Origin of the sequence: Kribbella sp. NBC_00359, assembly GCF_036097425.1 — a bacterium.
Classification (GTDB): Bacteria; Actinomycetota; Actinomycetes; order Propionibacteriales; family Kribbellaceae; genus Kribbella.
On record NZ_CP107975.1, the window covers coordinates 5,745,397 to 5,762,138 of the forward strand.

At 69.6% G+C, this 16,742-nt stretch carries 10 protein-coding genes and 1 pseudogene; 7 read left to right on the forward strand and 4 right to left on the reverse strand.

Features of this window, described 5'->3' with window-relative positions:
* The first annotated feature begins 13 nt into the window (after window positions 1-13).
* Window positions 14-1,516 carry an LLM class flavin-dependent oxidoreductase gene (locus OG876_RS28075; protein WP_328519636.1) on the forward strand — a complete coding sequence of 501 codons (1,503 nt, stop codon included), beginning with the start codon at window positions 14-16 and terminating at the stop codon, window positions 1,514-1,516.
* 107 nt (window positions 1,517-1,623) lie between these two features.
* On the opposite strand, the gene OG876_RS28080 is transcribed toward OG876_RS28075, so the two are convergent.
* The gene (locus OG876_RS28080) at window positions 1,624-2,250 is read right to left on the reverse strand and encodes a DUF6308 family protein (protein WP_328519637.1); all 627 of its coding nucleotides are present in this window, start codon (window positions 2,248-2,250) and stop codon (window positions 1,624-1,626) included.
* A 225-nt stretch (window positions 2,251-2,475) separates the two neighbouring features.
* Here OG876_RS28080 and OG876_RS28085 point away from each other — a divergent pair.
* Window positions 2,476-2,896: pseudogene (locus tag OG876_RS28085) on the forward strand (IS701 family transposase); the annotation flags it as partial.
* Between the two features lie 117 nt (window positions 2,897-3,013).
* On the opposite strand, the gene OG876_RS28090 reads toward OG876_RS28085, so the two are convergent.
* Window positions 3,014-3,823 carry an IclR family transcriptional regulator gene (locus tag OG876_RS28090; protein ID WP_328519638.1) on the reverse strand — a complete coding sequence of 270 codons (810 nt, stop codon included), beginning with the start codon at window positions 3,821-3,823 and terminating at the stop codon, window positions 3,014-3,016.
* Window positions 3,824-3,973: 150 nt separating this feature from the next.
* Between OG876_RS28090 and OG876_RS28095 the strand changes: the two genes are divergently transcribed.
* The 5 genes from OG876_RS28095 to OG876_RS28120 all read left to right on the forward strand — a co-directional run bounded on the left by OG876_RS28095 (window position 3,974) and on the right by OG876_RS28120 (window position 9,950).
* The gene (locus tag OG876_RS28095; protein ID WP_328519639.1) at window positions 3,974-4,750 is read left to right on the forward strand and encodes an MIP/aquaporin family protein; all 777 of its coding nucleotides are present in this window, start codon (window positions 3,974-3,976) and stop codon (window positions 4,748-4,750) included.
* 46 nt (window positions 4,751-4,796) lie between these two features.
* Window positions 4,797-5,795, forward strand: a complete 999-nt coding sequence (gene dhaK / locus OG876_RS28100) for a dihydroxyacetone kinase subunit DhaK (RefSeq protein ID WP_328519640.1) — start codon at window positions 4,797-4,799, stop codon at window positions 5,793-5,795.
* Window positions 5,792-6,466 carry a dihydroxyacetone kinase subunit DhaL gene (gene dhaL, locus OG876_RS28105; RefSeq protein ID WP_328519641.1) on the forward strand — a complete coding sequence of 225 codons (675 nt, stop codon included), beginning with the start codon at window positions 5,792-5,794 and terminating at the stop codon, window positions 6,464-6,466. Before dhaK ends, dhaL begins: the two co-directional genes overlap by 4 nt.
* Window positions 6,463-8,937, forward strand: coding sequence for a phosphoenolpyruvate--protein phosphotransferase (ptsP, locus tag OG876_RS28115; protein ID WP_442914030.1), 2,475 nt, complete (start codon window positions 6,463-6,465; stop codon window positions 8,935-8,937). The genes dhaL and ptsP overlap by 4 nt, the downstream gene beginning before the upstream one ends.
* A gap of 392 nt (window positions 8,938-9,329) precedes the next feature.
* Entirely contained in the window at window positions 9,330-9,950 is a 621-nt protein-coding gene (locus tag OG876_RS28120) for a LysE family transporter (protein WP_328519642.1), read from the forward strand.
* A 40-nt stretch (window positions 9,951-9,990) separates the two neighbouring features.
* Here the strand turns inward: OG876_RS28120 and OG876_RS28125 are convergent, their stop codons facing one another.
* Window positions 9,991-13,569: a UvrD-helicase domain-containing protein gene (locus OG876_RS28125; RefSeq protein ID WP_328519643.1), complete on the reverse strand. Its 3,579-nt coding sequence runs from the start codon at window positions 13,567-13,569 to the stop codon at window positions 9,991-9,993.
* Window positions 13,562-16,654, reverse strand: coding sequence for a PD-(D/E)XK nuclease family protein (locus OG876_RS28130; protein ID WP_328519644.1), 3,093 nt, complete (start codon window positions 16,652-16,654; stop codon window positions 13,562-13,564). Before OG876_RS28130 ends, OG876_RS28125 begins: the two co-directional genes overlap by 8 nt.
* Between the last annotated feature and the right edge of the window lie 88 nt (window positions 16,655-16,742).

The following is a 16,742-nucleotide window of genomic DNA, read 5'->3' on the forward strand; positions in this document are numbered from 1 at the left end:
TGAAGGTGAACCCATGGACTACGGCCACGAGCTGGTCTTCGGCACGTTCCTGACCCCCGCGGTCGACAACCCCGCCCGCGTGATCGCGCTGGCGCAGCTGACCGAGCAGGTCGGCCTCGACCTCGTCAGTTTCCAGGACCATCCGTACCAGCCCCGGCTGATGGACGCGTGGACCCTGCTGTCCGTCGTCGCCGCGCAGACCCAGCGCGTGAAGGTCACCACGAACGTCGCCAACCTCCCGCTCCGGCAGCCCGTCGTCCTCGCCCGCAGCGTCGCCACGCTGGACCTGATCACCGGCGGCCGCGTGGAGCTCGGCCTCGGCGCCGGCGGCTTCCTGGACGCCGTCGCGGCCAACGCAGGCCCGCGTCTGACCACCAGCCAGAGCATCGCCGCGCTGGAGGAAGCCATCGCGATCATGCGCGAGGTCTGGACGCCGACCGGCGGTGGCATTCGGCTGCCTGGCACGCACTACACCGTCTCCGGCGCCAAGCGCGGTCCCGAGCCCGCACATGACGTCGAGATCTGGCTCGGCGCCTACAAACCCCGCATGCTCGCCCTCACCGGCCGCGCCGCCAATGGTTGGCTCCCGACCAGCGCGTACTCCGGCCCCGACCAGCTCGCCGCGATGAACAAGATCATCGACGAGGCCGCGGTCGAGGCGGGCCGCGACCCAGCCTCGGTGCGCCGGCTCTACAACGTGTCCGGCCGGTTCAGTGGGAGCGGTGGCTTCCTGCAGGGGCCCGAGGAGGTGTGGATCGATCAGCTCGCAGAGCTGACGATGGGCGAAGGCATGAGCACATACATCCTGGGCTCGGACGACCCGGACGACATCCGCCGCTTCGCCGAAGTCGCCGTTGGTGTCCGCGAGGCCGTCGATGCCGCTCGCTCAGGAGCCGTTGTCGAGCCGCGGGCGGCGGATGGGTTCGGCGTCGTGCCGACTCCACCTCCGGCTGTACGACGGAGCGCCGTACAGGTGCTCGATGAGTCGGAGCGACCCAGTGGTCCTGCGCTCGACCCGGACCGGACGTATACGCCGTACCAGCTGTCGTCCGGTCAGCATCTGATCGACGTACACGACCATCTGCGCGCGGAGCTCGAGCAGATCCGTGACCTGGTCGAGCAGGTCGCTGCCGGCTCGATCGGCGTCGGCCAGGCGCGCTCACACATCAACATCATGACCATGCGGCAGAACAACTGGACCCTCGGCACGTACTGCGAGTCATACTGCCGCCTGGTGACCACACACCACTCGTTGGAAGACGCCTCGCTCTTCCCGCACCTCAGGCGAGCCGATCCGGCGCTGGCGCCTGTCGTGGACCGGCTGGAAGCAGAGCACCGCATCATCCACGACGTACTGGAAGGTGTGGACAAGGCGCTGGTCGCGCTGGTCGACGGCTCAGGTTCCATCGACGGTCTGCGCGCAGCGGTCGACCTGCTGGACGACACGCTGCTCTCACACCTGTCCTACGAGGAGCGCGAGCTGGTGGAGCCGCTGGCGCGGCTCGGCGTTATGTAGCCCCACCCAGCAGCAGGGAGGCGCTATTTGGCCTCGCCCAGCGGCGAGACGCTACTTGGCCTCACCGAGCGGCGAGACGCTACCTGGCCTCACCGAGCAGCGAGACGCTACTTGGCCTCGCCCAGCAGCGAGGCGAGGATGTCGAGCAGGCGGAGCGTCGGCACCTCGCCGAGCAGCCGCGCGGCCGACGTGGGCGGCTCGGCGATCAGGCGGACCTGCAGCAGCTTGAAGTCGCGGATGTTGGCCGGGTTCACCAGGTCGCGGTGGACCGCGGTGAGGAACTCCGAGCCCGCCGACGCCGTGCCGTAGGTCATCCGGATGAAGCTGTCGGTGACCGGGTAGAGGTATGGCCGCTTCAGGTGCAGCAGCTTCGACTTCTTGGCGTGGCCGAAGCCGCGGTGGCCGGTGAACTTCTCGTCCAGCGCCATCGCCGCCAGGAACAGGTCGCTGCCCGGGGTCGCGTCCTCCAGCCGCGCGTCGACCGGGATCGCGGCGAACTCCTTCTCCGCCTCGACCTCCAGCAGCCACGGGATGTCCATCGCCCGCAGGTCGGCGCCGATCACCATCGTCCGGGCCAGGTCCTCGAGCGTCACGTGGTCAGGATCGGAACCGCCGACGCACGTCATCCCTGGCAGACCGTCGTAGTACTGAAGTACGGCGCCGTTGGTCTCGGCGTACAGCCGCAACTGCGCGATCGCCTCGTCGACGACGATCTTGCGAGTACCGATGTTCATGAGCCACACCCTCACACTCTTGGTGGCAGACCCGCCAGCGGCCGGACCAACATCCGAACGTTCCAACTCTGTTTCCGCAGATCGTAGGCGACCGCGCGCTCATCCACACGCCAGGGTCACTTCCCGTTATCCACAACCTGTAACCATGCACTCTGCGCGGCCTCGGATCTCCATAGACTCTCAGTGACTGACCATCAACTGAGCGGAGGCGACCATGGCGCTGGCCGTGCGGACGCCAGCGGGTGTTGGTGGCTGCTGGTCCGCCGCAACAACACCACCGGTGAGCTCGCCTACTACCGGTACTACGCGCCGCCCGGTGCCACTGCGCGAGCTGGTCCGCGTGGCCGGACGCTGCTGGACGGTCGAGGAATCATTCCAGGCCGGCAAGACCCCCGCCGGGCTCGATCAGCACCAGGTCCGCCGCTGGACCATCCTCGCAATGCTCGCCTACGCCTTCCTCGCCGCAACCGAACGAACCGAAAACCCAACCCCACAAGGCGTCTCGCTGATCGCGCTCACCTGCAACGAGATCCATGGGCCGGTCAACACCTTCATCATCGAACCGATCCGCGACCTCCGACACCGCCTGCACTCGACGGTCGCGCGTTCGCGAGCCTGGCGACCGGCCTGGCACTGGCTCCAGTGACCCGGCCTCCGACGGGGAGCCCGCTCGGCACAGGTGAAGTCCGGCAGATGCAGGCGAGGACAGCGTGGATCCGGCGTCTCGATGACCACCTCGGCGGCCCACGCGGACCGGGCCGCGTCAGGCCGGCCGCGGACGCCGGCGGCGGGTACCCATCTCCGAGGCCCGGGGCGCGTGGCCGACCGGCGGCCAGGACGTGGCACCGAGCTCCCGCGAGACCGACTGTGCCGCAGTCCGCAGGCTGGCGACGACGCTGGCCACGACTGGCCAGTCGCTGGTCGGGGAGACAAGGCCTATCGCACCCACCGCGCCCCCGAGCCTGTCGCTGAGAACGGCCGCGAGGCCGCACTCCCCGAGCACGGCCTCCTCGACCTCCTCGGCGATGCCGGTCACGCGAACCTGGTCGAGCTGCTTGCGGAGCGCGCGGGCATCGGTCATCGTCTCGCCGGTCATGCTGCGGAGGACTCCTCCGTCGAGGAGCCCTTCCGCAGCCTCCTCGTCGAAGGCGAGGATCGCCTTGCCCAGCGCGGACGCATGGGCAGGAATCACGATGCCGACCTCGGGCATCTGGCGCGAACCGTCAGGCCGAGGCTCGTGGTGCACCACCACGACGTCCTCGGCCATGGCCACGGCGGTGCGCACGGCGAGACCAGTGCGGCGGGCGAGATCCTCGGCCCAGGGCGCGACGCGGGACCGCAGCTCGAGTGTGTCGAGGTAGACGTTGCCCAGGGTGAGCACGGCAGGGCCGAGGCGGTACTGACCCGAGTCGTGCTCCTGCACGATCATGCGGTGGACGAGAAGAGTGCGCACGATGCCGTGGACGGTGGACGGTGGAAGGTCGAGGCGCTGAGCGATCTCGCCGAGGCTGAGCCGGTGACCGCCCTGGAGCACGGTGAGGATGCGCAGCGCGCGGTCGACAGACTGGATCAACTCGTCACTCTCCAAGCCAGCTCAGATCGGGTCGGCGCAAGGTATTGCGCGGTCTGAAGCAGAAGCGTACCTTCGAGCATCATTCGACATTATCGAATGGTATTCCAAGCAATGCCGAGGCCCGCCGTGGTGCTCGGTGGAGGAGATGCCATGAGCGAACCGTCCACTCCCCAGAAGATCGCCTCCGAGGTCATCGGGACCGCGTTTCTGGTCTTCATCGGCGTCGGGTCGGTTCCTGCGACCCTCATCGTCAACGGCGACGCCCCGTTCACCATGGCCGACCTCGGGATGATCTCGCTCGCGTTCGGGACCATCGTCGTGGCGACCGTCTACGCGCTGGGTCACGTCAGCGGCAACCACATCAACCCCGCCGTCACGCTGGGCCTCGCCGTGACCAAGAAGTTCCCGTGGAGGCAGGTGCCCGCCTACCTCGCCGCCCAAGTCGTCGGCGCGACGATCGGAGCCGCGGCCATCATCGCTGTACTCGGCGACAAAGCGAGCGACGTGGGCCTCGGCGTCGCGTCGTACGCCGACACGGTCGGTGTGCCGCAGGCGTTCGCCGCGGAGTTCGTCGGGACGTTCATCCTCGTGTTCACCGTTCTCGGCGTGATCCATCGAAAGGCGCCGGCCGGGTTCGCAGGCATGGCCATCGGCCTGGTGGTCTTCGCGGCCATTATCCCGGTCGCCCCGGCCACGGGCGCCTCCATCAACCCGGCTCGCACCTTCGGCCCGATGTTCGTCCTGCAACTGGCGGGAGGCACGGTGAAGTGGGAGCAACTGCCGGTCTACGTCGTCGCCGAACTCCTCGCCGGAGCGCTGGCGGCACTGCTCTACCAAGCCCTCGTCAAAGGTGTCGGCGAGGTCGTCGAGTCCCCCGACAGCACGGTACCGGCGCCCCTGCTGGCCGAACCCGCCAATCGCGCCTGACCTCCCGCCTCCACCCGAAGCTCGACCAGCACGAGGAGCCAGTCCCGTGAAGAAACTCATCAATGACCCAGCCAACGTCCTGTCCGAGTCATTGCTCGGTGTCGACGCCGCCCATCCTGAGCTGCGGGTCGATCACGAGCACAAGGTGATCTTCCGTTGCGATGCACCGCGGCCGGGAAAGGTCGGCCTTGTCTCCGGAGGTGGTTCCGGGCACGAGCCCCTGCACGGAGGCTTCGTCGGTCACGGGATGCTCGACGCCGCCGCCTGCGGCGAGGTCTTCACCTCGCCGGTCCCCGACCAGATCACGGCCGCCACGAGCGGTGTCGACGGTGGAGCCGGCGTGCTGCACATCGTCAAGAACTACACCGGCGACGTGATGAACTTCGAGATGGCCGCCGAGATGGCCGGCGCGACCGGTGGTGCCGAGGTCGTAGCCGTGGTGACCGATGACGACGTCGCGGTACAGGACAGCCTGTACACCGTGGGTCGCCGCGGCGTCGGTGTAACCGTCCTGGTCGAGAAGATCGCGGGTGCGGCCGCGGAGGCGGGGCGGAGCCTGTCCGACGTCGCCGCCGTTGCCCGGCGGGTGAACGCCGCCGGCCGTAGCATGGGCCTGGCTCTGACCTCCTGCACGGTGCCCGCGGCAGGGAAACCCACCTTCGATCTGCCGGACAACCAGATCGAGGTCGGCATGGGGATCCATGGGGAGCCCGGCCGGACACGCGTGCCGCTCGCGCCCGCGGCCGAGATGGCCCGGATGCTCGTCGATCCGATCCTGGACGACCTCGAGTTCTCCGGCGACGGCGTCCTTGCCTTCGTCAACGGCATGGGCGGAACGCCGCTGATCGAGCTCTACCTGATGTACCACGAGGTCGACCGGCTGCTGGCGAAGGCAGGAGTTTCGGTGACCCGGTCGCTCGTCGGGAGCTACATCACCAGCCTGGACATGGCCGGTTGCTCGGTCACACTTCTCAAGCTCGACGACGAGATGCTGCGGCTCTGGGACGCCCCGGTGCGGACTCCGGCCCTGCGGTGGGGCCTGTGAGCGCGCCGCCGGTACCAGGGGTGCGCGCGGTGGTCGACGCCGACGCGATCCGATCGTGGCTGAGCCTGTTCGCGGCCGAGGTCGCCCGCAACCGGGACCTCCTCACCCGGCTCGACGCCGCGATCGGCGACGCCGACCACGGCGCCAACCTCTGCCGGGGGACATCGGCCGCAGTGTCTGCCCTCGCCGGTGACGCCGCAGTCTCGCCCGGAACCCTACTGAAGACGATGGGGATGACACTTGTGAGCTCGGTCGGAGGTGCCAGCGGCCCCCTGTACGGCTCTCTGTTCCTCCGGATGGCAGGCAGTGCGGGCGGCGCCGAGTCGCTCGACGCGCCGGCGTTCGCCGCGGCCCTGTGCGCCGGCCTGGACGGTGTCGTGGCCCGCGGACGTGCACAGGCCGGGGACAAGACGATGTACGACGCACTCTCGCCCGCCTGCGACGCGTTGGACAACGCCGTCACGGCTGGGAAAGATCTGGGCCACGCGTTGTCACTCGCGACCGCGGCGGCGGACGCCGGGCGCAACGCCACGATCCCGATGCTGGCGCGGAAGGGTCGGGCGTCCTACCTCGGCGAGCGCAGCGTGGGACACCAGGACCCGGGCGCAACGTCGGTCGCGCTGCTGATCTCCACCGCGGCACGGGCGCTGTCCGGGGACGTGTCGCAGTGACGGGCCTGGTGGTGGTGTCCCACAGCCGGGCCCTGGCCGAGGCGGCGGTGTCGCTCGCGGCAGAGATGCTGCACGGCTCCGACGTCCGGATCGCGGTGGCCGCCGGCTTGGACGCGACGACGTTCGGGACCGACGCGACCGCGATCGTCAAGGCGATCGAAGCGGCCGATGACGGTGCGGGCGTTGTGGTGCTGATGGACCTCGGTAGCGCGGTTCTGTCCGCTGAGATGGCGCTGGACATGGTCGACCCCGATGTCCGGGAGCGTGCGGTCCTGTGCGCGGCCCCGCTCGTGGAGGGGCTCGTCGTGGCTGCCGTCGCCGCGGCGGGCGGCGCGCCTCCCTCGGAGGTCGCAGCCGAGGCGGTCGGGTCGCTGGCCGCCAAGCAGGGGCATGTGGCCGCGCCCCCGCCCGGCCTATCGATCGTGGCTGAGCTCTCGGCCGCCAACGGGCTACCCGCGGACACCAGCAACCAGACGCCGACATACACGGCGGTTGTGAAGATCGCCAACCGGCACGGGCTGCACGCGCGACCCGCCGCCCGGTTGGTCCAGGAGTCCCGTCTGTTCGACGCCCGGATCGAGCTACGCAATCTCGACACCGGGGCGGGCCCCGTTCCCGCCACCAGCCTGTCCCGGGTTGCCACCCTGGGTGCGCTGTGCGGCCATCGGGTGGAAGTGGCCGCAACGGGCAGCCAAGCGCACGAGGCCCTGAATCACGTCCTCGCACTCGCTGATCGTCGTTTCGACGAGCAAGACCCGACCAGCGCAGCCGGACCTCAGAGCTCCGCAGGACATCGCGCGCACGGGACACCGATGCCGGCCTCGCCTGGCATCGCCATCGGTCCGGCTGTCTCGATGCGGGCAGCCGACGTCGAGATCCCGGACGAGGTGCCTGGCGACAGTCCGACTGAGTGGCGACGCGTCCGGGCTGCGATCGCCGAGGTTCGACGCGAGATACAGCGAATCCGGGTCGCGGCCGCACGCGAGGGCGGCGAAGGCGAGGCGGCCATCTTCGACGCCCACCTCATGCTCATCGATGACACCGATCTCCTCGATAAAGTTCGCGCCCACATCGCGGGAGGCCAGGCGGCACCGCGCGCTTGGATCGACGCGATCGCGTACGTCGAGGCGGAGTTCGCGTGCGTCTCGGATGAGTATCTGCGGGCCCGCGCGCTCGACGTTCACGCGGTCGGGCAGCAGGTAGCGCGTGCCCTAACCGGCGCGCCGGCGATCCGCATCGAGGGCGAGGGCGTGCTGATCGCCGATGACCTGGTCCCGGCCCAGGTGGCCGACCTGGACACCTCGCGAGTGACGGGCATCATCATGGCCGCAGGGAGCCCGACAAGCCACAGCGCGATCCTGGCCCGGTCCCGCGCCATCCCCACTGTGGTCGCTGCCGGACCAGCTGTGCTGGGCGTACCACCCGGTACGACCATTGCCCTTGACGGTACGACGGGACGGGTCTTCATCGACCCCGGCGAGGAGACGCTTCGTGAGCTCGACTCCGCCGACCAGCAGGCACGGGCGAAGACCGAGCTGGCGAGGGCGGGAGCCTTCTCGCCGGCCGTCACGCGCGACGGGGTCGAGGTCCTCGTCGGCGCCAACCTTGGATCCGTCCAGGACGCGCGCGCAGCCGCGGACAACGGTGCCGAACTCGCCGGTCTGGTCCGCACCGAGTTCCTGTACCTCGGCCGGCACCAACCACCCACAACCGAGGAACAGATCGAGGTCTACCGGTCGCTGGCCGACGCACTCGGCGGAGAACGCCTGACCCTGCGGACCTTCGACATCGGAGGCGACAAGCCGCTTGCGTATATACCCCAGCCGCCCGAGGCCAACCCATTCCTGGGCATGCGGGGCATCCGGCTGGCGCTGGCCCAGCGCGACCTCCTCGACGACCAGCTCCGCGCAATCGTCGCAGTAGCCTACGAGACGCCTGTCAGCGTGATGTTCCCGATGGTGAGCACCATCGACGAGCTCGCGGACGCGCGGCATCGCCTCGACAGTGCGATCCAGCTCGCTGGCCGCGGCCGGCCGGCGGGACTGCAAGTCGGGATCATGGTCGAGGTCCCGGCCGCCGCCCTCAAAGCAGAAGCCTTCGCGCCGCACGTCGACTTCTTCAGCGTCGGCACCAACGACCTCACCCAGTACACCGTGGCCGCCGAGCGGGGAAACCCGTCGGTCGCCTCACTGGGCGACCCGCTCGACCCTGGCGTGCTGCACCTGATCCGGTCTGTCTGCCGGGCCGCCGAAGGCCGCTGCCTGGTCGCCGTCTGCGGTGAGTTGGCAGCCGACGAAGCGGCGACTCCGCTACTGGTGGCACTCGGCGTCCGCGAACTCAGCGTGGCACCGTCCTCCGTCGCTGCCGTGAAGCAGGCCGTCCGTCAGATCGACCGTGGCGCAGACACCGACCTGGTACACCGCGCCCTGACTGCGGCAGGACCCCGAGACGTCCGCGCGATCCTCGGCTGATCCGCACGGTGTCGGCGGCGAGCGCCGGTTCCGCGATCGCGGGGGACTACGCCTGGTAGACGGCGATGATTTCGTCGTACGGGCGCGGATCTGGCGGTGGGGCATCGGCTCCATGCCGGCGATCTCAAGGCGTGCGAGTTCGCGCCGGTGTCGCCGAGCACGTCGGACCGATGCCGCTGCGGCCACAGCGGGACATGCGACGTGAGGTGAGTGGCAGGGTACGGGTTGTTGTGCTGGGCAACCTTCTAATGAGTTGAGGCGTGGTTGCTGCCAGCCCATCATGTGGATATGACTACGACCATGGGACTGTTGCTGTTGATGCCTGCTGCCGATGTCGCGGCGCGGGTTCAGCAGCAGGGTGGTCGTTTCGGGAGGTCCCGCCGCGGTCGATCGTGACCGGGGCGTTGGTCGCCGGGCTGTTGGCCGGGTATGGGATTGCCATGCCGGTCGGGCCTGTGGGGACCTATCTGGTGGCGTTGACTGCCCGGAGTTCGCTGTGGGTCGGGGCGTGTGCTGCGCTGGGTGTTGCTTCGGCCGACGGGTTCTACGCGCTCGTGGCTGCCGTTGCTGGGTCCGCGCTGGGGCCGTTGCTGGTGCCGGTGGTCGGGCCGTTGCGATGGGCTTCGGTGGTCGTGCTGGTGGGGCTCGCCGTGACGGGAGCGGCCAAGGCGGTACGACGGTATCGGGCGCATCGGCTGTCCGGGCTCAGCCAGGAGCTGCCGGTCGGGGCGCGGACGGCGTACGTCGGAATGCTCGGGATGACCCTGCTCAGTCCGATGACGGTGATCTACTTCGCCGCGTTGGTGCTCGGTGCATCCGGAGCGGATCCGGGCGTGATGGAGCGCGTGGTCTACGTGGCAGCTGCGTTCCTGGCGTCGGCTAGTTGGCAACTGGTGCTGGCCGGTGGTGGGGCGCTGCTGGGGCGCGCGTTGAGCGGGCACATCGGTCGGCTGGTGACTGCGTTGGTGTCCAGCATGGTGATCGTCGTGCTAGCCGTGCGTATGGTTGCCTAGCTGCCGCCAGGCGGTTGGTTGGCTAGCTGCCCGCCGGGCGTCACAGGCGGCGTTCGACGGCTTCGGCCGGGTTGAGGAACAGCAAGACGGGTGGGGCGGTGTTGGGGAGGATGGCGGCGTACGCCTGCAATTGCGGGGCGTAGTAGACGACTCGACTCTCCAACGCCCCTGCGGGGATGGCGTCGGTTTTGTAGTCGACGATGGTGAGGCGGCCGTCGTCTTCGCGGTAGATGAGGTCGACGAAGCCTTCGAGGACGGTGCCGTCGGGCTGGACGGTGCCGACGTAGGACTCGCGCCAGTGTTCGCGGGCGGCAGCTCGTTGGACGACGTCGGAGGCTAGGGCTGAGCGGACGAGGGCGGTGACCACGTCGGCGTACTCGAGGACGCCTTCGGCGAGGCATTGGGTGGAGACTGCGGCTTCGAGGCCGGTGCCGGTGGACAGGTCGACGACTTGCAGTACGGCGTGAACCGCGCGGCCGATCGCGGTGCCGTAGCGGCCCTTGGACCATGGGGGGAGTTCAAGGTCGCGCGGGGCTTTGGCGGTGCCGGGATCCACCTCGGCGAGGACGACGTCGGGGCCGGTCCCTTCCAGGCCCGAAGCGCTCTGGGCGGAGCGTGCGCGGCTGGCGGATTGGGCGGCGGTGGCGCGGGATTCCCATTCGGTGCGGGAGATCGGTGGGGTGACGTCGGGGGTGATACGCGGCTCGCGTTCGACCACGGGTGGGCTGGTGAAGAGCGTCGCGTGGGGCGCCTCGACGCCGCCGGCGGAGGCGAGGAGCTCGGCATTGCTGGCGTGGCGGCGGTTGCCGGAGCGGTGCAGGGAGACGACCAGGTGATCGCGTGCGCGGGTGGCGGCGACGTACAGGAGGCGTCGGCGTTCGTAGTCGTCCATCTGCTCGTCGACCGGCTGGACGAGGTCGAAGTCCTCGGTCTGCACGGATGATTTGAGCTTGACGGCGTACCCGCCGTCCGGTGGCCAGAGGACTTGGACACCGCGCTGCCGGTTGGGCGCCGCGGTCATACCGGACAGGATGACGATCGGGAACTCCAGACCCTTCGCGGCGTGGATCGTCATCACGCGTACGGCGTCCGCGTCGGTCTCGGGCAGGACGGCCTCGGCCACGCGTGAGGTTTCCTCACCTTGGTGGGCGGCCCAGGCCAGGTACGAGCGCAGGCCGCCGTGCTCGACCTCGGACCAGGCGCGGGCCTGGTCGACGACGAACCGGATCCGGCGCCACGCGTCGCGGGCCCGTGGGCCGATTGCTGCGACTTCGAGCATGCGGCGGTCGGCGACGATCTTCGCGAGGACTTCGCTCGGGGTGAGCCAGCGGGCGGCTTTGTAGGTGCTCCACAGCCAGGCGATCGCCTCGCCGACCGGGTGGGTCACGAGCGAGTCCGGGATGGGCGCGGCCAGGTTGAACGTGCCGCCGGAGCGTTTCCAGACGAAGAGGTCGTCGTCGCCGCAACCGAACAATGGTGAGCGCAGGGTGGTGACGAGGGCGAGTTGGTCGCTCGGATCGCCGAGGGCGCGGGCGCAGGCGAGGAGGTCGCGGACTTCGGCGGTCTGGTAGACGAGGGAGCTGGCCTCGGCGCGGTACGGGATGTCGGCGCGGTCGAGGGCGTCCTCGAGGAACGGGAGCGACGTACGCGCGGGGACCAGGACGGCGATGTCGCCGGCTTCCGCGGGTCGCCAGTTGCCGGTGCGGTCGTCGTACACCTGCCAGTCGTCGCGCAGCGCCTGCTCGACGACAGCCGCGACGTCACGCGCCTCGCGTTCCCGGAGGACGGAGGCTTGCGCGCGGGGGAGGTCGTTGTGCGGCTCGGCGCCGAGGACGGTGACACTCGGACCGGAGGCGGTCTCGTCGTAAGGCTCGGGGGACTGCGGCACGACGGCGGACGCGGAGTCGTCACCGTGGCGCCGGAACGGCAGAACCGTGGCGAGGTCGCCGACCCGGCCGCCGGAGGAACCCGAGTCGCCCGAGGATGAGTCAGCGCTGTCGGTTGGGGAGTCCGGGGTGGTTGGTGAGGCAGATGCCGCAGGGTCGTCCGGCGAGACGAGGTCGTCGAAGAGCGTGAGGTCGTCGTCGGAGTCGTCGAGGAAGGAGAGCTGGTCGCCGCGCACCGCGGCGGTGGTGCTGGTGTGCGACGAGTCCGGGGTGGCGGCGGGTGGGGTTTGGGTGGGGGAGGTCGAGCGTTCGGTGGAGGGGGTGGGGTTGGTGGGGCCGGTGCGGTGGGGGGAGAGGGATTGGTAGGAGGGTTGGGCGGATTCTTGGGGTTGGATCAGGGTTTCGAAGACGGTGTTGATCCAGCGGAGGATGGGTGCGACGGTGCGGAAGTTGGTGGTGAGGGCGACGGTTTCGCCGAGGAGGTGCTGGGCGGTGAGGTACGTCGCGATGTTGGCGCGGCGGAAGCGGTAGATCGACTGTTTGGGGTCGCCGACGACGAACAGGCGGCCTTCCGGGACTTCGACGTCGCGCCAGTCCTCGGCTTCTGCCTCGGCGCCACCCGCGATCCGGACGGCGAGCTCGATCTGGATCGGGTCGGTGTCCTGGAACTCGTCCAGCAGGAGCCGCTCGAAGCGTTCCTGCAGGGCTGCGCGGACAGCCGGGTTCCTGCGCAGGAGGTCGCGGGCGAGAACCAGGAGGTCGTGGAACTCCAGGCGCCCCTCCTCACGGCGGATCCGGGCCGATTCCAGCACGCGCTCGGCGATCCAGTGTGAAAGGTGCCGAAGGCAAGCATCCAGGAGCAGCTCGACCAGCGAACCGGCGACCTCGACCACCTCGGTGCAGTCGCCGCGGACCCGGTTGATGTCCGGCCAGTTCTCCTTGCGTCCGATCCGGCCGACCTTCAGACCGCGCAACGTCTGCAGGATCGCCAGCTGCGTCTCCTGGTCGGTCGCGGCGTCCAGCATCACCCCCAGCTCGCGGATCTGCGCGACCTTCGGCAACAGCCGGTCCTCGGGATCCAGGCACGACTCGGCCACTCCACCGATCTGCGCCGCCGCCGCAACCAGCCCGGCCAGATCCGGCATCGCCACCAGCTCGGGTGGATCCACCAGGACGCGTTCGGCGATCAGGTCCCAGTCGTTCCCGAACAGTCGTGCCAGCGACCGCAGGTGTTTCAGCTCGACCCCGACCGCCATCGCAAGCAGCAGCGGCTCCGCGATCGAGTCGTCGTCCAGCAGCAGCTGCTGCAGCTCGGCCCAGCGCTCCTCGAAGGCGACTGACGAACCCACCTCGTCCAGGACGTCGATGAGCGGTGGCAGGCCGGCTTCGATCGGATGGGCGAGCAGGATCTGCTGGGCGAAGGCGTGCAGAGTACCGATCGAGGCCGAGTCGAGGTCGTCCAACGCTGCATCGGCGAGGTGGCCGGCGGGGCCCTTCCGAGCCCTCTCGAACTCGACCCGCAACCGATCGCGCAGCTCGGCCCCGGCCTTCTCGGTGAAGGTGACGGCGGCGATCGTGCGCAGTGGTACGCCGTCGCGCAGCACGAGTGTGGTCACGCGGTCGACCAGAGCATGCGTCTTGCCGGACCCGGCGCCGGCCTCGACAAACAGCGTGGAGTCGGTGTCGGATCGGATCCGGTCCCGGGCCGGTCCGTCCAGCAGTTGCTCAGTCATCGCCGGCCCCCTCCGAAGAGGACGACTCCAAGGCGGTCGGATCGATCAACCGGACCAACCTCTCCAGCGTCGGGTCGTGCCGCTTGCGATCCCACCGCGCCCGCACCTCGCTGTGCCCGAGCCCGTCCGGGTTGCAGTACAGGCACTGCACCCACAGGAAGTCCGGCACCTCGGGCGCCTTCGGTGGGAAGAATCCGGCCGCGATCGACGACACGATCACGTCGAGCGTGTCGACGTACCGGGCCTCGACCTCGGGGGTCAGCGGCACCGGGATCCGTTTCCCGCCGCGCCGGACGAACCAGTACGACGCCTCGACCGGTGTGGACTGCTCTCCCAACCGGGCCCGCGCCGCGTACGCGTACACCGGCAGCTGCAGCTTCGTCCCGCCTGCCACGGGATCCGACTCGATCGCCTCGTACCGCGAGAATCCACCGGTCTTCACGTCCGTCACATAGATCGTCCCGTCCGCGCCGAGATCGACCTTGTCGGCCGATCCCCGCAGCAGCACCCGCCCGGACGGCACCGGGATCTCCACCGGCGGCTCGCCGTCGAACCCGAACCGCAGCTCGCTCGCCACCACGGAGGCGTCCCGCTCCACCCGCCACCGATCGTCGTCGGTCAGCAGCACCATCAGGTCACCGAGGATCCGCAACCGCTCCCGCTGCCACAACCGCGGATGCCCGGTCAGACCCTCCGCCTCGAACTGGTCCGAGAGATCCGCCCCGATCGCGAGCAGCAGCGACCGCTGCTCCTCCGTCCAGGGCTCGCCGTACCCGGGCAGCGAACCGGCCAATCGCGACACGAAGGCATCGAGGCTGTTGTGGATCAGGTTCCCCACCTGCAACGGCGAGATCACCAGCAGGTCCTCCGGCGCCTCGAGCGGCTCCACCTGAAGCAACCGCTCGACGAAATACGCGTGCGGACAGGTCGCGTACGCCTCCAACGACGTCGGTGAGGCGATCCGTTCCTCGACGGCGTACTCCGGCAGACCCGGCACCCCCGACAGGTCCCCGTCGAACCGCGTGAACGCATTGCTCCCACGCCCGCGCAACAACTCCCGCGCACGCACGAGCACCTCGTCGTTCACCCACAACCGGGCCGCCGCGGCGCGGACCTGCCACTCCTGCTCCGTCGCCGGCATGGTTGCCGTCGTCAACGATCCTGCGTACGACGCCGACGTCCGCAGCCGCTCGCCGTACTTGTCCCACTGCGTCGCGGGCAGCCCGTGATCGCCCGTCAGCTCTCGCAACGACCCCAGCAACCAGCGCGTCGGCAACCGGCGCGACGATCGACGCAGGTCGCCGCGCGGGAACGACGCCACCACCTTCCGCGACCCGGCCGAGAACGCGACCAGCAGATGCCGTTGCTTCTCGTCGAGCCGATCCCGGAACGACGCCAGCTCCGGCGCGGCCGCCTCGCGGACGCGATGGGGCAGCAGCGCATCCTCGTGGACGCGCCCCGGATACAGGTCCTCGGAGAGGCCGACGACATACACGATGTCCGCCGACAACCCGATGCTCGCCGACAGCGGCGCCACCAGCACACCGGTGCCGAATGTTCCGACCCGGGGGAGTGACTGCTGCAGCTCCAGATCGAGCACGTCGCGCAGCACGGCGAGGCCGGCCGGCGTCCCGAGCTCGTCCAACGTGGACAGGCCCTTCAGCGAGCTCTCGACCGCGGCTGCGGCGTACTGCTCCTCGATCGGCAAGGACGAATAGTCGCCGAGCAGATCATGGAAGAGCTGAAGGACTCCGCCGGCAAGCTCGGACCAGGTCTCCAGCAACGCCAGGGCACCCAACCGGCGGCGGAGCTCGGAAGCGAATGCGTGCAACCGCTCGGCCATCGAGGCGTTGTACTGCGCGCGCCGGACCGCGGCGGGGCGTGGATCCTCGGCGGCCTCTTCCTGATCAGCGGTACGCCGCTCGGACTCGGCGTACCGAGCGAGCCGGGTATCCCAGTCGTCGCCGCGCACCACACCGGCGGCCCGGGACATCCGCTCCCACTGCGGCACCGGGATCCGCTTGCCGGTGAAGTCGCGCGTCGGCGCATTGGCCAGCGCACGGAACACATCCGCGCGCGGCAGATCCTGATCGATGAGCGCGAGCACCTCGAGGAGGGTCCGCGCGATGGCGCGCTCGTGCACCGGTCGCGTGCCGGGTCCGTTGACCTCGATCCGAGCGGCACCGAGGTGCTCGTGCAGCAACCGCGCGTACGGCGAGGCGGCCGAGTACAGCACCGCGATCCGGTGCGCCGGGGTGTGATCGAGCGCCTCGACCACATCGCGGACGACACACCGCACCTCGTCGTCGGCGTCGGACGCGTTGAGGATCTCGGTGGCGACCGGGTAGTTCTTCGAGATCGACGACGGCAGGTCGATACCGATGCGCTCGAGCGACCGCCGGACGGCGCGGTCGGCTCGCCGTACGTCGGTCAGACCCACGATCACCGTGAGATCGGCCGCGGCCGTGCCGAGCGCCTCGACGAAGGCTGCCTCGGACTGGGTGAGCTCCTGCGGAAGAAAGAGGACGAGCGCACCGAGCTCGCCGACAACAGCGGGCGAGGCCGCGAGGCGCGTGGCGGCGGCCCGCAACAGATCCGTCTCGTCATACCAGTCCGCGGCGAGCTCGGTGGTGACGTGGCGGTGCAGGCGAACGAGGTCCGGGCCGAGCGTGGAGGCGTGCGTGACCTTCTCGAGCGCGGGGTCGGTGAGGTCGCGGAGCTCGCGATGGGCTGAGGCAAGCGCTTGGATGGTCGACGGATGCTCGGCGACCTCCTCGAAGATGCCCGGTGCCTTCGACAGCGCCGTCCGCCAGGTCGCCGCGACGATCGGCCGGGTCGCGGGCCGGCGCGGGGACAGGACGCCCGCGGCGAGTTGCTCGGCCAGTCGCTCCAACGTCGCCAGGTAGAGGCCGGCGACGCCGCTACGGGCGAGGTGGCGGCGGGCGATGACGCCGGCCAGGTTGTTGGGCAGCAGCAGCGTGACAGGGGTCATCGGATCGTCCGCCTTCAGCCGCGCGACCACGGCCTCCAGGCACTCGAGCGCGGCCGCTCCGTACGCCGTGCTCTCGATCCGGGTGCTACTCACCACAACCCCCGATGCTCGACTGTCACCGCAGACGGTAAACCCTGCCACGGACAGAAAGGTGACGGGGCGCGAAACGCCAAGGTTTCTG

What these genes read in the sequence shown, in the direction of transcription:
- OG876_RS28125 (WP_328519643.1), bottom strand. Translation starts at nt 13,569, where the DNA reads ATGACTGAGCAACTGCTGGACGGACCGGCCCGGGACCGGATCCGATCC.
- OG876_RS28080 (WP_328519637.1), bottom strand. Translation starts at nt 2,250, where the DNA reads ATGAACATCGGTACTCGCAAGATCGTCGTCGACGAGGCGATCGCGCAG.
- OG876_RS28095 (WP_328519639.1), top strand. Translation starts at nt 3,974, where the DNA reads ATGAGCGAACCGTCCACTCCCCAGAAGATCGCCTCCGAGGTCATCGGG.
- OG876_RS28075 (WP_328519636.1), top strand. Translation starts at nt 14, where the DNA reads ATGGACTACGGCCACGAGCTGGTCTTCGGCACGTTCCTGACCCCCGCG.